Genomic DNA, 18,381 nt, shown 5'->3' with positions numbered 1-18,381 from the left:
GAACGCCCGCCGCCCGGCCCCTCGTCCTGAGGGCCGGGCGGCGGGCGTCGGCGCTGGGCACGCGGTGCGGGTCAGCGGCTCTCGACCCGGAAGACGGCGCGCTTGGGCTGGAGGGTGATCCCGATCCGGGGCGCAGGGTCGGTCCCGGCGACGGGGACGAGCCGCCAGCGCGGCACCACGGTGGCGAGCATCAGCGTGGCCTCCACCATGCTGAAGTGGTCGCCGGGGCATTTCCGGTTGCCGGTACTGAACGGCATCATCGCGTACTGCGGTACCTTTCCAGCCCGTTCAGGAATCCACCGGTCCGGGTCGAAGACGTCCGGCCGGTCGAATGAGCGCGGATCGTGCTGCATCGCATACGCGCTGTAGATGATGTCCGCTCCGGCTGGAATGCGATAGCCGCCGAGTTCCGTGTCGGCGACGGCACGGCGAGTGAATATCCACGCCGCGGGCCGTACCCGCATCGATTCGACGATGACATTACGGGTGTGGCCGAGGGAGTCCAGATCGCCGAAAGCGACCGGCCGGTCCGGCGCCACGGATAGCGCCTCCTCGGCCACCCGCTGTTCCTCGGCCGGGTGTTCCGTGAGGAGCTGGAAGCACCAGGCGAGTGTCGAGGCGACGTTTTCGGCCCCGGCGACGATCAGCGAGACGAGATGGTCGTGAATCTCCTGAGCACTGAGCGGTCGGCCCTCGCCGTCCTCGGAGGTGAGCAGGATGTCGAGGAGGTCGTCGGCGCCCTTGCCCTCGGCGTGGCGTTCGGCGATCACCTCGTCGACGAGCTGGTGGAGGTCGGCGAGCGCCCGCTCGAAGCGCCGGTTGGCGGGCGTCGGCAGCCGGTGCAGCGGTCCGAAGGAGAGGATCATCCGCCGGTACAGGCCGCTGAAGACGGTGTGCAGCGAGGCGCTGATGCGGTCGGCCTTGGCGCCGATCGAGTCGACCTCCAGCAGCGAGCGGGCGACCACCCGGACCGCGCAACTGAACGTCTCGGCGCCGACGTCCACCACCTGCCCGTCCCGCCAGCGGTCGGCCATCGCCCGCGCCTCCTCCTCCATCACGGCCGCGTACGAGGCGATCCGCTCGGGCCGGAAGGCGGGCTGCATCATGCGGCGCTGACGGCGGTGGTCGGCTCCGTTGCTGGTGGCCACGCCCTTGCCGAGCAGCACTTCGAGGTTCTCCCAGAGCGGGCCGCCGACCACGAACTCCTGGGAGTTGCGCAGCAGCGCGCCGACCAGCTCCGGCGCACAGACCGCGTACGCCGTCTTCGGGCCGAGTCGCACGCGGACCAGGTCGCCGTGGTCACGCAGCCCGGTGAGAAAGGCCAGCGGGTCGCGGACCAGGCTCGGGGCGTGGCCGAGCACGGGAATCCCGCCGGCCACCAGGGGGGCGGTGCGCGGGCTCGGGGCGGCGGGGCGTTCGGTGGTGGAGTCGGCGCTCACGCGTCACCTGCCAGGTCGCTGACGTAGGGCGGGGTGCTCCGGTCGTCCCAGCTGTCGACGCGGTATCGGCCGGACTCGTGGTGGAACCAGTAGACGGAGGAGAACCAGTTGCGCATGTTGAAGACGGCCGACTCGACGGCCGTGCCGACGGACCTGGCCTCCTCGGACCCCGTTCCGCCCGGCAGCGCGGAGAGATGTCCGGCGAGCAGTTCCCGCAATTCCTTCTCCGCCACCTCGAATTCGGTGACGCAGCCCTCCACGCGTCTTCTCACCTCCGCCGCCGCTTCTTCGAGCGACAGTCCCTCATGGCGTATGAGGCTGATTCCCAGATTGTGCTGGTCGCCGCCCGCGAGTTCTTTGGGAAGTGAGCAGAGGTCGTTGTACCACGCGGAGAAATCCTGGCAGTACCGCGCCGCCGCCATGAACGGACCGCTCGTCCGCAGCATTTCGGGGACTTCGCGTCCCGCCGTCGGTTCGAGGAGGTCGATCCAGACGGAGTGGCCGAAGGTGTGGCGCCGCAGTTCGATGTACTCGGCGACCGCCGGGGTGACTTTGGTGACCCGGTTCTCGAACTCCTGGTCGTAGGCGCCGACGATGGCGTGGAAATGGCGGGCGAACCGCTCGTTCCAGGCGGGGCTGAGGAAGCCGTTCAGCCGGTGGACGGTCTCGGCGAAGGCCGCGACCAGCGGGTCCGGGTGCGCCAGGTGGTCGCCGGGGGCGTCCAACGCGGTGTGCAGTTCGGCGCTCAACCGGTACCAGGCGGCGCGCCGCCCGTGGACGGCGTCGCGGTCGTGCTGGTCGTCCCAGACGAAGAACCAGGTACTGAAGTCGGAAATCGCCGAGATGACCTCCCTCGGCGCTCCCACGTAGTAGCCGGCGATGAGGTCGGTGTAGCGCAGTTCGTCCGCATAGCGGGTGACCTTGTCGGCGGGCATCAGGCGTTTTTCGAGCAGCCACGCGCGGGACTCCGCCTGAAGCTTTGGCCAGTACTCATGGCGATGCCGCGGAAACGCTTGTTCGATCACGGGCAGCGCCAGCGCCTCGGGCACCGAAGTCGTCTGCGCCGGTGCGGTGCCGTGTGGGAAAGCAGGCACGAACAAACCCCTTTCATCCGCCTTCTGCCGGTACCCCGCTCCGAGCGGGGCCCGCGCGGTGGTGTATCCCCCCGCCCCTTCCATTGAGCACCACAACTGGCCAATCAGGGAACAGATTTACTCTATTCGCCACCCCTGACCGACCCGAAGATCGCCATGACTGTCTCAAAACTGATCATGCGGGCCGGGCAGCCGTCGGCGCGGCCGGGGAAGGGCGCGGCACCCCGTCACGGCACCACTCCGCCCCGCCTCCCGTGCGGGGAGAGCGGGGCGGAGCGTGGCTGTACGGGGTGCCGGAGGGGGTGCGCCTCAGTCGTTGGGGACCGTCTCGTAGCGCGGGGTGCCCTCGGCCATCTGGCGCAGGGCGTCCTTGCGCTCGCGCTTGGAGAGCCGGTCGATGTAGAGGTAGCCGTACAGGTGATCCGTCTCGTGCTGGAGGCAGCGGGCGAAGTAGCCGGTGCCGCGCACCACGATCGGGTTGCCCTTCTCGTCCTGGCCGCGCACCACCGCGTAGTCGGGGCGGGCCAGCTCCGCGTAGGCGGTGGGGACCGAGAGGCACCCCTCGTTGGAGTCGTCGAGCACGCGGCGCTCGGCCGGCAGCTCGTCGAGGACCGGGTTGCAGACCACGCCGACGTGGCGCGTGCCCTCGTCGTCCGGGCAGTCGTAGACGAAGACCTTCTTGTCCACGCCGATCTGGTTGGCGGCCAGGCCCACGCCCTCCGCCGCCCGCTGGCTGGCGAACATGTCGTCCACCAGCTGGGCCAGCTCCGCGTCGAAGACCGTCACGTCCTTCATCTCGCGGTGCAGCACCGGGTTGCCCACCACGGTGATCGGACGCGCGGTGCCCCGGGCGCGGTAGGCCGCCTCACGCTCCTCGGTGTCCTGGGTGTCGATGACGAGCCCCTCGTCGTCGACCGGCAGCACACCGCCTGCCACCGCCTGCTGCTCCGTGTCCTGCTGCGCCATGTCCGCTTCCGCGCCTTCCTGGGAACCGTTGTCCGTGCCCGTACAGCCTACGCGGGGGCCGGGGCGCGGGTGGCCGCGCGGAAGGGACCGCACCCGGCCGGGGGCGCGGACCGGGTCAGCACACCTCTTCGAGGTCGCGCCAGGCACGGCTGTCCGCACTGTCGGCGACCCAGCCGTCGAGCAGGCCGCGCACCAAGGCGGGCGGCGCGGCGATGCCGCACTCGCGCTCGGGGACCCAGAGTTCGCCTTCGCCGCCGGTGGTCCGGTGGCCCAGCGGACCCGGCTGGCCCGGTTCGCTGTGGTCGTGCGGGTCGACGTGGCGCTCGCCGCCGTCCTCGTCGCTCGGCATCCGGCTCTCCGAGCAGGTCCGGCAGAGCAGCCGCACCGACGACGACCAGTCCTCGGCGGCGAAGCCGGCGTCGGCGGCCAGCAGCTCCAGGGCGTCCCGGTCGGCCGGGGACTGCGCCTCCAGCAGCACCACCCAGGTCGGCACCGGCGAGGGCGCCCACAGCTCGATCTCGTCGAAGACCGGGTACGTGTCACCCGAAGCGGTGGTCCGCTCGCCGTGCGGGACCCCGTCGTGCAGGATCACCTCGCCCCAGCGGCGGCCGGAGGACGGCAGCGGGATCGACTGCACCTCGATGCGGGCCGGGTCCAGCCGCCGGCCCCAGACCACCTCGGCCTCCCCCTCGGGGGAGATCCGCACGGCGGCGCTGCCCAGCCCCATCCCGGACGGCTCCCCGGAGGCGGCGGCGTCCCCGGGGATCTTCAGGCCGTACGCCTGCCAGGCGCGGCGGGCCAGCGGCCAGTCCTGGAGGGCGGTGGCGGCGATGCCGACGTTCCACCAGTCGGGGGCGCCGGTGTCCCGGTCGAGCAGAGCGACGGCGCGCAGGCCCGCGGTACGGGCCTGTTCCCAGTCGTGGCGGAACTTGTGGAGCAGGGCGAGGTTGAACCAGGACTCGGAGAGCCACGGCTCCAGGTCGGCGGCGCGCGTGAGCAGGGCGCCCGCGTCCTCGTAGCGGCCGTCGCCGATCAAGGTGAACGCTCGGTCGGTCGCCTGCCGCCAGGAGGCGGAGGGGCGGTGCCGTCCCTTGCCGAAGATCCTCACGATTCCCGCCTGCCGGTGTCCGGTCCCTTCGGGCCCCCGCCCGTGCAGCGGCGCTGGGCCTGGGGACGGGGTACCTCTTCGCATCCAACCACGGACGGTTGGGACGTCGCTCATTACCCATGGGTTACCCACCGGCGTGAGGTGCAGACCTTCTCGGGCCGGGTCGCCCTATCGAGTGACTTGCCCCGGGAGCGGCCGGAAGGTATCCGTCCGCTCCCGGGCCGCGCCGGCCGTCAGGGCGTGTCCGCCGCCTCCGTCGGGACGATGTCGTGCTGCGGGACCGGCTGGCCCGCGCGGATCATGTCCAACCGGCCGATCACCTTGTCCCGCAGGTCCGCGGGGACGTCGTCGTGGCCGCAGCACCGCTTGACGAGCTTCTTGACGGCCTGCTCCAGGCCGTACTTCTCCAGGCAGGGGGAGCACTCGTCGAAATGCGTGCGGATCTTGTTGGAGTCACTGTCGGGCATCTCGTGGTCGAGGAACTCGTAGAGATGGTCCAGGACGTCCGCGCAATCCGTCTCGTGCGGCTCTCCGCAGCTCATGAGCCCGCGCCTTTCCGCTCGTTCGGTTCCGCCGCGCCCGCCCCGGAACCGGCGGGGACCAGCCCGCGCTCGCGGGCGTAGTCCTCCAGCATGCCGCGCAGTTGGCGGCGGCCGCGGTGCAGGCGGGACATCACCGTCCCGATGGGTGTACCCATGATGTCCGCGATCTCCTTGTAGGCAAAGCCCTCGACATCGGCCAGGTAGACGGCGATGCGGAACTCCTCGGGGATCGCCTGGAGGGCGGACTTCACGTCGGAGTCGGGAAGGTGGTCCAGTGCCTGGGACTCGGCGGAGCGCAGGCCGGTCGACATGTGCGACTCGGCGCGCGCCAGCTGCCAGTCCTCGATCTCCTCGGCGGCGCTGCGCTGGGGCTCACGCTGCTTCTTGCGGTACGAGTTGATGAAGGTGTTGGTGAGAATCCGGTAGAGCCACGCCTTGAGGTTGGTGCCCTCACGGAACTGGTGGAAGGACGCGTACGCCTTGGCGTAGGTCTCCTGGACCAGGTCCTCCGCGTCGGCCGGGTTGCGGGTCATCCGCAGGGCCGCCGAGTACATCTGGTCGAGGAAGGCGAGCGCGTCCCGCTCGAACCGCGCGGTCCGCTCCACCGAGGTCTCCTCGGGCTTCTCAGGCACGTCGTCCTTGCTTCCCGCGTCGGTCCCCGTGACCGGACCCACCTCCTTCAGCGCTGTGGCGGGCCCGCCGTCCGGACCGCCCGAATCGGAGGATAGACCACGCTCCTGGACTTCCCGGCGATCCCGGCCGGAGCCCGTGCGCACGGGCGCGTGCAGCACCGACCACTCCAGGTCGGTGGCGCGCTCACGGCTCGGGCAGATGGTCGAACCCATGCGGCGGACTTCCTCTCCTGATCAACGCTGGCGAAGCACCTTCGACCGGCACAACAGCCGCCGCCCGCTCGGCATTCCCGGCCCCCCGGCGACGCGCGTCAGTCCGCCGGGAGCCGCTCCAGCCACGCGCCCACCGTGTCCGTGATCACGCCGAGCGCCTCCTCCTGGGTGACCGGCGCCTTCTTCGGTACGGCGAAACCGTGGTCGCCGTAGGCCACCTCGGCCAGCCCGTGGCTTCCCGCCGGGAACTCCTCGGGCCGCCCGAACGGGTCCCGCCCGCCCTGCACCACGAGCGTCGGCAGCCCGGTGCCGAGCAGCTCCTCGGCCCGGCTGCGCTCCGGGCGCCCCGGCGGGTGCAGCGGGAAGCTCAGCGCGAGCACACCCCGCGCCCCCAGCTCGTACCCCGTCCGGCAGACGACCCGCGCGCCCGCGCTCCGCCCACCCGCCACGACCGGCAACCCCGCCCGGGTCAACTCGGGCCACACCGCCCGCCATCCCGTGTCCAGCGTCTTCGGCGCGGGCGCCACCTTCTTCCCGGCCACCCGCCACGGCTGCTCGACCAGCGCCACACTCACCCCGCCCGCCGGCAGCACCTCGGCCAACGCCACCAGATCCCGCGCCTCGATCCCGCCCCCCGCCCCGTGCCCGAGCGCCAGCACGAGCCGCGGCCTCTTCGCCCGCGCCCAGGTGACCCGCGCGTCCCCCACCGACGTGGCAACGGTCACCCGCTCCCCCGCCACCGGCACAGCGGAGCCGCCCTCACCCTGGGACACCGATACGTTCATCCCGCCATCCTGCCCCCTCCGGGCCCGCCCCCGCGAGAACCGGCTCGACCGGCGATCCCGGCCCGGTCGGCGCCCGAGGCCACCCGCGGCGAAACCCGTGGCCTAGAACAGGGTGCCCACCTCGGGCCCCTCCAGCTCGGAGACGAGCCCGGGCCCGTTGTTCCGCACGTTGCTCACCGCGGTGGCCACGGGATAGGCCCGCATCAGCCCCTCAGGAGGCGCCGACAGCAACGCCCTCACCTCCTCCACATCCGTCTTCGACGGATCGAGCCACGCGTCCCACCGGTCCGGCGTCAGCATCAACGGCATCCGGGGATGGATGTCGGCCAACGCCCGAGGCCCCTCCTCTGGTCCCACCGCGAGCGGCGCCTCCTCCGCCGCGGTGGTGATGACCGAACACGTCACCCACCACGCCCGCGGATGGTCCCCCGGCAACGAAGGGTCCCGCCAGAACTCGTACAGCCCGGCCATCGCGAAGACCGACCCGTCGGCGGGCGTCACGAAGTAGGGCTGTTTGCGGGCCCGCTTCCGCTTCCCCTCCTCCTCCAGCCTCCGCTCCTCGGGGGCGGTCACCCACTCGTAATAGCCGTCGGCGGGCAGGACGCAGCGCCGCGAGGCGAACGCCCGGCGGTAGGCGGGCTTCTCGTGGACGGTCTCGGCCCGGGCGTTGATCATCCGGGCGCCGCCGTCGGGCGACTTGGCCCAGGAGGGGACGAGCCCCCAGGTCAGCATCCTCAACTGCCGTACGGGCCGGGGGTCGCCGCTCCCCTTGACCGGCCGGTCGAGGATCGCGGGAACCTCCTTGGTGGGCGCCACGTTCCAGTCGGGGACGAGGGTCTCAGAGGGTGCGGGGGACTCCCCCGCCTCCAGGCCGTCCGGCGCCCCGCTCAGCTCGGTCTTCCCGACACCGAAGATCTCGCCGAGGTCCTCGGGGCTCCTGGTGGCCGCATACCGTCCGCACATACGTGCCAGACTGCCAGGCCGGACCGTCGGGCCGCCACCAGTTGGGGGTCGGGCGGGCGCTCGTCCCACCCCCGCGAGGAGCCGCCAGAGTATGCAGAGCACCACCACCGCCCCCGCCGCCGATCTGTGGGACCGGGTCACCGGGACGCAGGCCGCCCCCGAGTTCTGGCTGGTCGTGGCGACCGGCGTGGCGGCGCTCGCCGTGGTCCTGTGGGGCCCGGCCTGGCGCCCGGCACGGAACGCGATCACCATCGCCCACGAGGGCGGCCACGGCCTGATCGCCCTGGTCACCGGCCGCACGCTGGAGGGGATACGCCTCCACTCGGACACCTCCGGGCTGACCGTGAGCCGCGGCAGGCCGACCGGCCCCGGCATGATCCTCACCGCCCTCGCCGGCTACACCGCCCCTTCCCTCCTGGGGCTGGGCGGCGCGTGGCTGCTGGCCGCCGGGCGCGTCACGGCGCTGCTGTGGGTGGCGACGGCGCTGCTGCTGGCCCTGCTGGTGATGGTCCGCAACCCCTACGGAGTGCTGACCGTGCTGATCACCGGCGGGCTCTTCGTGGCGGTCTCCTGGCTCGCCGACCTCGAGGTGCAGGCCCTCTTCGCCTACGCGGCGGTCTGGTTCCTGCTGCTGGGCGGGGTGCGTCCGGTCTTCGAACTCCAGTCGAAGCGCCGGCACGGCGGCGCCCCGGACTCCGACGCCGACCAGCTCGCCCGGCTGACCCACGCCCCGGCGGCCCTCTGGCTCTTCCTCTTCCACGCGGTCGCGCTCTGCTCCCTGATCGGCGGGGGCCGCTGGCTGCTCGACCGCTGACCGTTCCCGCACACCGGTGCCCGCCCCGTACCCGGTGGGGGCGCCTCCCGTGCGCCGGTGCGACCGGCTGGGCGCACTAAAGTGACGGCATGACCCTGAACCCCGTATCCACCCCCCTCTGGCCTGCCCCGCACGCGACCGGAGCCGTCGAGGCGACGGTCCAGGTACCGGGGTCCAAGTCGGTCACCAACCGTGCCCTGGTGCTGGCGGCGCTCGCCGCCGAGCCGGGCTGGCTGCGCCGCCCGCTGCGCTCGCGCGACACCCTGCTGATGGCGGACGCGCTGCGCACCCTCGGCGTCGGCATCGAGGAGACCGTCTCGTCGGAATCGGCCGCGCCGGGCAGCGCCCTGGGCGGGGGCGGCGAGGCGTGGCGGATCATCCCGTCGGGCCTGCGCGGCCCGGCCACCGTCGACGTCGGCAACGCCGGCACGGTCATGCGCTTTCTGCCGCCGCTCGCCACCCTCGCCGACGGCGACATCCGTTTCGACGGCGACCCGCGCTCCTACGAGCGTCCGCTGCACGGCGTGATCGACGCGCTGCGCGCCCTCGGCGCCCGGATCGACGACGACGACCGGGGCAGCCTGCCGCTGACGGTGCACGGCACGGGCTCGCTGGACGGCGGCACGGTCGAGATCGACGCCTCCTCGTCCTCCCAGTTCGTGAGCGCCCTGCTGCTGTCGGCACCCCGCTTCAACCAGGGCGTCGAGGTCCGCCACATCGGTCCCCGGCTGCCCTCGATGCCGCACATCCGGATGACGGTCGACATGCTGCGCCGGGTCGGCGCCCAGGTGGACGAGCCGGAGTCGGGTGGCGAGCCGAACGTCTGGCGGGTCACGCCGGGCGCCCTGCTGGGCCGCGACCTGACCGTCGAGCCCGACCTGTCCAACGCCCAGCCGTTCCTGGCGGCGGCGCTGGTCACCGGGGGCCGCGTGGTGATCCCGGACTGGCCGGCGCACACCACGCAGCCGGGCGACCGGCTGCGGGAGATCTTCACCACGATGGGTGGTTCCTGCGAACTCACCGAGGCCGGCCTGGTCTTCACCGGCTCGGGCCGCGTCCACGGCATCGACGTGGACCTCGGCGAGGTCGGCGAGCTGACCCCGGGCATCGCGGCCGTCGCGGCGCTGGCCGACGGCGAGTCCGTGCTGCGCGGCGTCGCGCACCTGCGGCTGCACGAGACGGACCGGCTGGCGGCGCTCACCAAGGAGATCAACGAGCTGGGCGGCGACGTCACGGAGACCGCCGACGGCCTGCGCATCCGGCCCCGCCCGCTGCACGGCGGCGTCTTCCACACCTACGACGACCACCGGATGGCGACCGCAGGTGCGATCCTGGGACTGGTGGTGAAGGGCGTCGAGATCGAGAACGTCGCCACCACCGCGAAGACCCTGCCCGACTTCCCCGACCTGTGGACCGGCATGCTCGACGGGACCGGGCAGTGACGGCCGGGAGCTGACGATGCGCCGCTACGGAAAGAACCCCGACGAGGACGACATCCGCGTCCGCCCCAGCCGCCGGGGCAGCCGCCCCCGTACCCACACCCGCCCCAAGCACGAGGACGCCGCCGAGGGCATGGTGCTGACCGTGGACCGGGGCCGGATCACCTGCCTGGTCGAGGACCGCACGGTGACCGCGATGAAGGCCCGCGAACTGGGCCGCAAGGCGGCGGTGGTGGGCGACCGGGTGGCCCTGGTCGGGGATCTCTCCGGGCAGAAGGACACCCTGGCCCGCCTCGTGCGGATCGAGGAGCGCGCCTCGGTGCTGCGCCGCACGGCCGACGACGACGACCCCTACGAGCGGGTGGTCGTCGCCAACGCCGACCGGCTCGCGATCGTCACGGCCCTGGCCGATCCGGAGCCGCGGCCCCGGATGATCGACCGCTGCCTGGTCGCGGCGTACGACGGCGGCCTGGAACCGGTGCTGGTGCTGACCAAGTCGGACCTGGCCTCCCCCGACTCCCTGCTGGACACCTACCGCGCGCTGGGCGTGCCGTACGTGGTGACCAGCCGGGAGGAACTGGAGGACGGCTCGGCCGTGGACCGGGTCCGGGAACTGCTCGACGGCCATGTGACGGCGTTCGTGGGCCATTCGGGCGTAGGAAAGACGACGCTGGTCAACGCGCTGGTCCCCGAGGAGCAGCGGCGGATCACCGGCCACGTCAACGCGGTGACCGGCCGGGGCCGGCACACCACGGTGTCGGCGCTGGCGCTGCCGCTGGCCGGCGCCGCCCCGGGCAGCTGGGTGATCGACACACCGGGCGTGCGGTCGTTCGGGCTGCACCACGTCGACCCGTCGCGGGTCATCCACGCCTTCCCCGACCTGGAGCCGGGGACGGAGGAGTGCCCGCGCGGCTGCAGCCACGACGAGTCGGAGTGCGCGCTCGACCAGTGGGTGGCCGACGGCCACGCCGACCCGGCCCGCCTCAACTCGCTGCGGCGGCTGCTGGCGACGCGCGAACGGCGCGAGGGCGACTGACCCGGGCGCGACGGGCCGGGCCGGATCTCGGGCGGCACAGGACCGCGCGGGCATAATCGCCCGAAGCGGGACAAGGTGCGCGCGGGATCGTTTCGGCGGGCGGAAAGGCACATTCATGGCATGGCTGCTGGTCGTCGTCGCGGGGCTGCTGGAGACGGGGTTCGCCGTCTGCCTCAAGCTGTCGCACGGGTTCACCCGGCTGTGGCCGACGATCGCCTTCGCCGCGTTCGCGCTGGGCAGCTTCGGCCTGCTGACGCTGGCCCTCAAGCGCCTGGACGTCGGCCCGGCGTACGCGGTGTGGACCGGCATCGGCGCGGCCGGCACCGCGATCTACGGCATGGTCTTCCTCGGCGACGTGGTCTCGGTGCTGAAGATCTTCTCGATCACGCTTGTCGTCTGCGGTGTCATCGGCCTCCAGCTCTCGGGCTCGGCCCAGTGACCCGGCCCGGCGCGCCGCTCGCACCCCCGAGCGGCGGCGCGGCGATCCGCGGTCAGCAGGGCTGCGCGGACTTCCGGCACGGTCGCCCTCCCCGGTACGGGCCGTGCGGGGAAGTCCGGCGCGCACGGTGCGGGCGCCGCGCCCGCTTGTGACCGGATGGCCCGGCGCGGCCGGAGATCGATACTGTTTCGCCCATGGCCGACTATCACGATGATCTGCGTCTCGCCCACGTGCTGGCGGACGCCGCCGACGCGACCACGATGGAGCGGTTCAAGGCCCTCGATCTGAAGGTCGAGACGAAGCCGGACCTCACCCCGGTGACGGAGGCCGACAAGGCGGCCGAGGAGTTGATCCGCGGTCACCTCGCCCGGGCCAGGCCGCGCGACGCGATCCTCGGCGAGGAGTACGGCGTGGAGGGCACCGGTTCGCGGCGCTGGGTGATCGATCCGATCGACGGGACGAAGAACTACGTCCGCGGGGTGCCGGTCTGGGCGACGCTGATCTCGCTGATGGAGGCCGACCCCCAGGGGGGCGGTTTCCGGCCGGTGGTCGGACTGGTGTCGGCTCCCGCGCTGGGCCGCCGCTGGTGGGCGGCGAAGGGCGCCGGCGCGTTCACCGGGCGGAGCCTCACCTCGGCGAGCCGCCTGAAGGTGTCGTCGGTGGACCGGGTGGAGAACGCCTCGTTCGCCTACTCCTCGCTCTCCGGCTGGGAGGCGCAGGGGCGCCTGGACGGCTTCCTCGACCTGACGCGCACCTGCTGGCGCACCCGGGGCTACGGCGACTTCTGGCCGTACATGATGGTCGCCGAGGGCAGTGTGGACATCTGCGCGGAGCCTGAGCTGTCGCTGTGGGACATGGCGGCCAACGCGGTGATCGTGGAGGAGGCCGGCGGCACCTTCACCTCGCTGGACGGCGCCCCGGGCCCCTCGGGCGAGAACGCGGCCGCCTCCAACGGCCTGCTCCACGACGAGCTGCTGGGGTACCTCAACCAGCGCTACTGACCACAGGACGGCACAGCACGGCGGGCCGGGACCCCCGAGGGGTTCCGGCCCGCCGCCTGCGACAAGCGTCCGTCAGCCGCGCAGGGCCTGGACCGCGGCCTCCAGCCGCTTGCCGAAGTCCGCGTCCGCCTGGCGGAAGTTGTTGATGGCCCGCTCGGCGATGTCGTCGCGCGAGACCCCGGCGATGTTCTGCGAGAGGTTCTCGACCAGGCGGGTCTTCTCGTCCTCGGACATCAGCCGGTAGAGGTTGCCGGCCTGGACGAAGTCGTTGTCCTCGGCGTGGCTGGGCGCCACGGCGTCACCGGTCTCGCCGCTGACGGGCAGGGGCTGCCAGAGCGGCCGGCCGGTCTCGGCGGGGCCGCCGAAGCTGTTGGGCTCGTAGTTCTTCGCGCCCTTGTGGCGGCCGTCGTAGAGGAAGCCGTCACGGGAGTGGGTGCGCGCCTCGGTGGCGTGCGGGCGGTTGACCGGCAGGTGGTCGGCGTTGATGCCGACGCGGTAGCGGTGCGCGTCGCCGTAGGCGAAGAGGCGGCCCTGGAGCATCTTGTCGGGCGAGGGGCCGATGCCCGGCACGAAGTGCGAGGGGCTGAAGATGGACTGCTCGACCTCGGCGAAGATGTTCTCCGGGTTGCGGTTGAGCTCCAGCTTGCCGATCTCGATCGGCGGGTAGTCCTCGTGCGGCCACACCTTGGTGAGGTCGAACGGGTTGAAGCGGTAGTTCGCCGCGTCGGCCGCCGGCATGATCTGCACCTGCACGGTCCAGGACGGGAAGTCACCGCGCTCGATCGACTCGCGCAGGTCGCGCTGGTGGCTGTCGGGGTCGAGCCCGGAGGTCTCGGCCGCCTCGGAGGCGGTGAGGTTCTTGATGCCCTGGTCGGTCTTGAAGTGGTACTTGACCCAGAAGACCTCGCCGGCCTCGTTGTTCCACTGGTAGGTGTGCGAGCCGTAGCCGTTCATGTGGCGGTACGAGGCGGGGATGCCGCGGTCACCGAAGAGCCAGGTCACCTGGTGGGTGGATTCGGGGCTGAGTCCCCAGAAGTCCCAGACGTTGTCCGCCTCCTGGGAGCCGGTGTACGGGTCGCGCTTCTGGGTGTGGATGAAGTCCGGGAACTTGATGGCGTCCTTGACGAAGAACACCGGGGTGTTGTTCCCGACGAGGTCGTAGTTGCCGTCCTCGGTGTAGAACTTCAGCGCGAAGCCGCGCGGGTCACGGACGGCGTCGGCCGCGCCGAGGTTGCCCGCCACCGTGGAGAAGCGCAGGAAGGTCTCGGTCTGCTTGCCGACCTCGGAGAGGAACGTGGCGCGCGTCCACCGCGTGACGTCGGCGGTCACCGTGAAGGTGCCGTAGGCGCCGGCGCCGCGGGCGTGCACCACGCGCTCCGGGATGCGCTCCCGGTTGAAGTGGGCGAGCTTCTCGAGCAGCAGCTGGTCCTGGACCAGGACCGGACCCCCGACGCCCGCCGTCTCGCTGTTCTGGTTGTCGGCGACCGGAGCTCCGGCCTCGGTCGTGAGCGGTCCCTGCGTCACGTGCGCCTCCTGCGATGAATCCTGCACAAACCTGTCCCTTGGCGAATGCCATGACCGATCCTACAATGGACAATGTCTAAGTCAAGTGACCATCCAAAGTCACACCGGTTCGGGACTGGGTCCCCTCCCTGTTAGGCTGGTTTCATGAGTGACCTGCTGGAACGACTTCGCGGACGCGGCTGGCGCATGACCGCCCAGCGGCGCGTCGTGGCCGAGGTCCTCGACGGAGACCACGTGCACCTGACCGCCGACGAGGTGCACGCCCAAGCAACCGCGAAGCTCCCGGAGATCTCCCGCGCGACCGTCTACAACACGCTCGGCGAGATGGTGACGCTCGGCGAGGTCATCGAGGTGGCCACGGACGGTCGCGCCAAGCGGTACGACCCGAACGCGCACCGCCCCCACCACCACCTGGTCTGCGCCCGGTGCGGCGCCATCCGCGACGTGCACCCCACCGGGAACCCGCTGGCGGACCTGCCCGCCCAGGAGCGCTTCGGCTTCACCGTCTCGGCGGTCGAGGTCACCTACCGGGGCCTGTGCCCCCACTGCGCCGCCGCCTGACCTCACCCGCCCGCACCCTCCCCGGACCCCGGACGCGCCTCAGGCCGCCGGGGTCCCGCCGTCCCGTGCCCTCACCCTGTCCACCCGACAGCCCCGGCAACCCCCGAACACGACGAAGGCCCGGACTCTCCAGAAGAGAATCCGGGCCTTCACCCTTCAGTAGCGGGGACAGGATTTGAACCTGCGACCTCTGGGTTATGAGCCCAGCGAGCTACCGAGCTGCTCCACCCCGCGTCGACTCCCCCAACACTACGCGCCCCCACCCATCAGCGCAAACCCCTTCCAGGGCGCGCAGGTTCCGGGAAATTCGGGCCATCCGGCCTCTCGGCCGGAGCCCCCTGCGACCGCGGGACCCGCGAGGAGGAGACCTCAAGCGGGCAGTTCCGTGTCGACGGCGAAGCTGATCTCGACGACCTGGCCGGGCAGGGTCAGTTCAGTGACACCCAGGACCGTACTGACCGGGCGGTGGTCGCCGAAGTACCCCAGGTTGCCCTCCGCCGCCGCCGCGGCGTTCTGCCGCAGGTCCACCACGTACAGGGTCTGCGAAAGGACCTGGTTCCGGGTGGCGCCGTAGTGGTCCAGGACCTTGTCCATGTTGGCGTAGGTCCGCTTGAGCTGGGCGGCGAAGTCGCCCGCGTGGAGGAACTCGCCCGCCTCGTCGAAGGAGAGCTGTCCAGAGACGTGGATCAGCCCGCCGGACCTGATCGCCTGCGAGTAGCCGAAGTCGCCCTCGGCCGGCACGTCGTGGCTGAAGGCATCGATGGTGTTCAGGGTGCTCACCCTTCCGTTTCGCTCTCTTGTAGTTACTCGGAAACTGTAGGAGAGTGTCGGCCGAACTGGAAGAACGCACTTTTCGGTGATTGAGGAACTCCATGGTGACCAAGCAACTGCTCAAGGGCCTGCCCGAGGACGCTGACCTGCGGCGCGCCGACTCCCTGGCCCGGGAGATCTTCTCCGACGTCGCCAACAAGTGGGCGCTCCTGATCATCGAGGCGCTCGGCGAGCGCACCCTGCGCTTCAGCGAGCTGCGGAACGAGGTCGAGGGCATCAGCCACAAGATGCTCACCCAGAACCTGCGCATGCTGGAGCGCAACGGCCTGGCCGACCGGAAGGTGCACCCCACCGTGCCGCCTCGGGTCGAGTACACCCTCACCGAGCCGGGCCGGGCCCTGCGCACCGCGGTCGACGCCATATGCGAATGGACCCACCAGCACCTCGGTCACATCGAGGGGGCGCGCGGCCGTTTCCACGCCTGACGGGCACGCGGCGAGGCCCTCGCGCGCCGCGCGATCCCTTCGATCCGTCTCACGTGATCGCGCAACTGGGCCATCCCGTGCCACCGGTTCGGAACAGACATCTCCGCAAGCGCGGGGCCCGGCCCATGGACTGCGGCTGCTTCTCGTGAACATCCACGAGCCCCAAGCTCGCCGACTGCTGCCCGGAGCGGGGCACGCGCCTGCCGAAGGCCGACCGATCGGCGCACTGCCGACGCGGCGCGGAATCCGCAGCCCCCTGCCGACGGAGCGGCCGAATCCGCGCACGGCCCCTTCAGCCGGGCCGCAGCCCCGTCGCCGAGGGCCGCGGGCCAGGCCCGGGCTGGTCAGGCCGTGAGCTCCTGCTGAAGCTGATCCCGCAGCTTCCCGGCCCGGGCGGCGACCTCGGCGGGCCCCAGCTCAACGGCCCGCCCGCACCACCGGTCGGACTCGGCCAGCTCCCCGTGCCGCGCGTGCAGCAGCGCCAGCCGCAACGCCGCCCGCCCGTGCCCGGCGTCGGCGGCCTGCTCCCACCAGACGGCGGCCTCGGGCTCACTGCCTTCCCGCGCCAGCAGCAGCCCGAGATTGAAGGCCCCGTTCCGGCTCCCGGCCTCGGCCGCCGCCCGGTACCACCGCGCGGCGGACACCACGTCCCCGCGCGCCGCGGCGATCATCCCGATCCGCACCTGCGCACGCCGGTGCCCCAGGTCCGCGGCACGCTCGTACCACTCCTCGCTCTCGGTCCGCTCCAGCACCGGCTCGCCCAGCGCGGGCTGCTCCCCGGGCGGGGTGCGGGCGTCGAGCAGGGAGGCCAGGTAGTACGCCCCGTCCGCGCTGCCGCCACCCGCCGCGCACCGCAGGTGGCGCTCGGCGCCGCGCTCGTCACCGTCCCGGAGGAGGGCGATGCCGGCCTGGAAGGCGGCCTCGGTGTGCCCGGCCGCGGCGGCCCGCTCGTACCAGCGCTGGGCGCCGCGCTGGTCACCGCGCCCGGCGTGCAGGATGCCCAGGTTGAACGCGGCGTCGACGCTGCCGAGTTCCGCGGCCTTGGAGAACCAGGGCTCGGCGCCGTCCGCGTCGTTCTCCTGGAGCAGGAGGACGGCGAGGGCGTTGGCGGCCTCGCGGTGGCCCGCGTAGGCGGCGCGGCGGTACCACTGGTCGGCCTGGGCGGTGCGGTTCTGGGCGGCGCAGAGCAGCCCGAGGTTGTAGGCGCCGTTGACGTCGCCCGCCTCCAGCGCCGCGCGGTACCAGCGCTCGGCGGTCTGGGTCTCGCCGCGCTCGGCGTGGAGCGCGCCGAGCGCGTTGGCGGCATTGCCGTCGCCCTCCTTGGCGGCCTTGAGCCACCACAGGGCGGCGTTCTCCTCGTCTCCGGCGTCGCGCAGCAAGAAGCCCAGGGCGCAGGCGGCCTCCGGCTCGCCCTCCTTGGCGGAGGTGAGGTACCAGCGGCCGGCCTCCTTCAGCCTGCCCCGGCCCTCCAGGATGGTGCCGAGCCTCAACGCGGCGCGCCGGTGCCCGCGCGCTGCGGCCTGGCGGTACCACTGCTCTGCCTCGTGGGCGGCGTCCTCGCTGGTGCGGCCCCGCTCGTCGAGGATGCGGGCGAGCCGGTGCGCGGCCTCCCGGTGGCCCCGCTCCGCGGCGGCCCGCATCCACCTCTCGGCACCCTCCTCGCGGCGGTGTTCCAGCAGGTCGGCGAGGGCGTAGGCGCCGAGCGCGTGGCCCTGCTCGGCGGACTGGCGCAGCCAGTACTCGGCGGCGGGCTCGTCCCCCCGCTCACGGTGGTGGCGGCCGAGCGCGTGCGCGGCGGCGGCCGAACCGGCGACGGCGGCCACCTTCCACCACCCGGCGGCCTCTTCGGCGTAGCCCCGCTGGTGGAGGAGGACGCCCAGGTTGTTGGCGGCGGCACGGTCGCCCTCGGCGGTGGCTCCGCGCAGCAGCGGTTCGGCGCCGTCGAGATCACCCCGGCGCAGCAGTTCGGCGCCGATCACGCTCATCGAGGCGGCGTCGCCCGCCCCCACCACGCCGAGTCGGCGCACCTCGTCCTCAGCCGTACCGGTGTCGATGTCCTCCCGGTCGGCCGACTCCACAAACCGGCCCATGTTCAACAGAGTCGCCTTGTCCCCCATAACGTCCATCGTTGCACCATCCGCAACCTTGGTACATCGGGAATCCCGATGCCAGAAGGTCACTTCGGCGTTTTGTCGACATGCCCACAGGGAGACAAGTCAAACACATCTCGACCCCGGGGCGTCACGATCCGCCTACCCTGCCGACGCGCTGTGACGTCGGACGCCTTCGCACCTTTCGTACGTGACGAGGGCCACGCCGGGAAGCCGATGGCGTGCCAGGGCTGTGGAGGGTTGGGGGAGAAGCCTCCGCAGAAGTGCCGCGACGGCGCGGCCGGTTCAGCGTCGGCCGGCGCCGGACATGACGAAGGCCCGGATTCCGATGAGGAATCCGGGCCTCGCCCTGCAGTAGCGGGGACAGGATTTGAACCTGCGACCTCTGGGTTATGAGCCCAGCGAGCTACCGAGCTGCTCCACCCCGCGCCGTTGTGTGTCAACCGTACCACGGCGCG

The 18,381-nt window shown here is 72.0% G+C and carries 18 protein-coding genes and 2 tRNA genes; 7 read left to right on the top strand and 13 right to left on the bottom strand.

The features are described 5' to 3' along the window. Positions 1 to 71 precede the first annotated feature (71 nt). The 8 genes from ACSLIC_RS18700 to ACSLIC_RS18665 all read right to left on the bottom strand — a co-directional run bounded on the left by ACSLIC_RS18700 (position 72) and on the right by ACSLIC_RS18665 (position 7,742). The gene (locus ACSLIC_RS18700) at positions 72 to 1,439 is read right to left on the bottom strand and encodes a bifunctional albaflavenone monooxygenase/terpene synthase (RefSeq protein ID WP_436738851.1); all 1,368 of its coding nucleotides are present in this window, start codon (positions 1,437 to 1,439) and stop codon (positions 72 to 74) included. Beyond that, positions 1,436 to 2,533, bottom strand: coding sequence for a terpene synthase family protein (locus tag ACSLIC_RS18695; protein ID WP_436738850.1), 1,098 nt, complete (start codon positions 2,531 to 2,533; stop codon positions 1,436 to 1,438). The genes ACSLIC_RS18700 and ACSLIC_RS18695 overlap by 4 nt, the downstream gene beginning before the upstream one ends. 309 nt (positions 2,534 to 2,842) lie before the next feature. Further along, positions 2,843 to 3,499, bottom strand: coding sequence for a peptide deformylase (def, locus tag ACSLIC_RS18690; protein ID WP_436738849.1), 657 nt, complete (start codon positions 3,497 to 3,499; stop codon positions 2,843 to 2,845). A 115-nt stretch (positions 3,500 to 3,614) separates the two neighbouring features. Further along, entirely contained in the window at positions 3,615 to 4,607 is a 993-nt protein-coding gene (locus ACSLIC_RS18685) for a tetratricopeptide repeat protein (protein WP_436738848.1), read from the bottom strand. Positions 4,608 to 4,840: 233 nt separating this feature from the next. After that, positions 4,841 to 5,149, bottom strand: coding sequence for a mycothiol system anti-sigma-R factor (gene rsrA, locus ACSLIC_RS18680; RefSeq protein ID WP_436738847.1), 309 nt, complete (start codon positions 5,147 to 5,149; stop codon positions 4,841 to 4,843). Then, positions 5,146 to 5,823 (bottom strand): sigma-70 family RNA polymerase sigma factor, encoded by a 678-nt coding sequence (locus tag ACSLIC_RS18675; protein ID WP_436740413.1) that lies wholly within the window; start codon positions 5,821 to 5,823, stop codon positions 5,146 to 5,148. The genes rsrA and ACSLIC_RS18675 overlap by 4 nt, the downstream gene beginning before the upstream one ends. A gap of 269 nt (positions 5,824 to 6,092) precedes the next feature. Continuing rightward, a complete protein-coding gene (locus ACSLIC_RS18670) occupies positions 6,093 to 6,779 on the bottom strand; it encodes an alpha/beta hydrolase family protein (RefSeq protein WP_436738846.1) in 687 nt (228 codons plus the stop codon). A gap of 102 nt (positions 6,780 to 6,881) precedes the next feature. Continuing rightward, positions 6,882 to 7,742 (bottom strand): SOS response-associated peptidase, encoded by an 861-nt coding sequence (locus tag ACSLIC_RS18665; protein ID WP_436738845.1) that lies wholly within the window; start codon positions 7,740 to 7,742, stop codon positions 6,882 to 6,884. Between the two features lie 91 nt (positions 7,743 to 7,833). Between ACSLIC_RS18665 and ACSLIC_RS18660 the strand changes: the two genes are divergently transcribed. The 5 genes from ACSLIC_RS18660 (at position 7,834) to hisN (ending at position 12,471) form a co-directional block, all read left to right on the top strand. Next, a complete protein-coding gene (locus tag ACSLIC_RS18660; RefSeq protein ID WP_436738844.1) occupies positions 7,834 to 8,556 on the top strand; it encodes a M50 family metallopeptidase in 723 nt (240 codons plus the stop codon). Positions 8,557 to 8,645: 89 nt separating this feature from the next. Further along, complete coding sequence (aroA, locus tag ACSLIC_RS18655) at positions 8,646 to 9,998, top strand: 3-phosphoshikimate 1-carboxyvinyltransferase (RefSeq protein WP_436738843.1); 1,353 nt, start codon at positions 8,646 to 8,648, stop codon at positions 9,996 to 9,998. Between the two features lie 16 nt (positions 9,999 to 10,014). Next, positions 10,015 to 11,031, top strand: coding sequence for a ribosome small subunit-dependent GTPase A (gene rsgA, locus ACSLIC_RS18650; protein WP_436738842.1), 1,017 nt, complete (start codon positions 10,015 to 10,017; stop codon positions 11,029 to 11,031). A gap of 115 nt (positions 11,032 to 11,146) precedes the next feature. Further along, positions 11,147 to 11,470 carry a DMT family transporter gene (locus ACSLIC_RS18645; protein ID WP_436738841.1) on the top strand — a complete coding sequence of 108 codons (324 nt, stop codon included), beginning with the start codon at positions 11,147 to 11,149 and terminating at the stop codon, positions 11,468 to 11,470. A 194-nt stretch (positions 11,471 to 11,664) separates the two neighbouring features. Further along, the gene (gene hisN, locus ACSLIC_RS18640; protein WP_436738840.1) at positions 11,665 to 12,471 is read left to right on the top strand and encodes a histidinol-phosphatase; all 807 of its coding nucleotides are present in this window, start codon (positions 11,665 to 11,667) and stop codon (positions 12,469 to 12,471) included. Positions 12,472 to 12,543: 72 nt separating this feature from the next. On the opposite strand, the gene ACSLIC_RS18635 is transcribed toward hisN, so the two are convergent. Further along, on the bottom strand, positions 12,544 to 13,995 hold the full coding sequence (locus tag ACSLIC_RS18635) for a catalase (RefSeq protein ID WP_436738839.1): 1,452 nt from the start codon (positions 13,993 to 13,995) through the stop codon (positions 12,544 to 12,546). A gap of 144 nt (positions 13,996 to 14,139) precedes the next feature. Between ACSLIC_RS18635 and ACSLIC_RS18630 the strand changes: the two genes are divergently transcribed. Continuing rightward, entirely contained in the window at positions 14,140 to 14,556 is a 417-nt protein-coding gene (locus ACSLIC_RS18630; RefSeq protein ID WP_436738838.1) for a Fur family transcriptional regulator, read from the top strand. A 160-nt stretch (positions 14,557 to 14,716) separates the two neighbouring features. Here the strand turns inward: ACSLIC_RS18630 and ACSLIC_RS18625 are convergent. After that, positions 14,717 to 14,790: transfer RNA gene (locus ACSLIC_RS18625), tRNA-Met, on the bottom strand. A gap of 135 nt (positions 14,791 to 14,925) precedes the next feature. Next, complete coding sequence (locus ACSLIC_RS18620) at positions 14,926 to 15,327, bottom strand: RidA family protein (RefSeq protein ID WP_436740412.1); 402 nt, start codon at positions 15,325 to 15,327, stop codon at positions 14,926 to 14,928. 101 nt (positions 15,328 to 15,428) lie between these two features. Between ACSLIC_RS18620 and ACSLIC_RS18615 the strand changes: the two genes are divergently transcribed. Then, the gene (locus ACSLIC_RS18615; RefSeq protein WP_436738837.1) at positions 15,429 to 15,812 is read left to right on the top strand and encodes a winged helix-turn-helix transcriptional regulator; all 384 of its coding nucleotides are present in this window, start codon (positions 15,429 to 15,431) and stop codon (positions 15,810 to 15,812) included. Positions 15,813 to 16,156: 344 nt separating this feature from the next. Here ACSLIC_RS18615 and ACSLIC_RS18610 read toward each other — a convergent pair whose 3' ends face one another. Next, positions 16,157 to 17,938: a sel1 repeat family protein gene (locus ACSLIC_RS18610; protein ID WP_436738836.1), complete on the bottom strand. Its 1,782-nt coding sequence runs from the start codon at positions 17,936 to 17,938 to the stop codon at positions 16,157 to 16,159. A gap of 340 nt (positions 17,939 to 18,278) precedes the next feature. Further along, positions 18,279 to 18,352: transfer RNA gene (locus ACSLIC_RS18605), tRNA-Met, on the bottom strand. Positions 18,353 to 18,381 lie beyond the last annotated feature (29 nt).

The sequence above is a fragment of the Streptomyces sp. BBFR102 genome, assembly GCF_051397025.1.
Lineage (GTDB): Bacteria > Actinomycetota > Actinomycetes > Streptomycetales > Streptomycetaceae > Streptomyces.
This window is presented reverse-complemented; position numbering and strand designations above follow the sequence as displayed.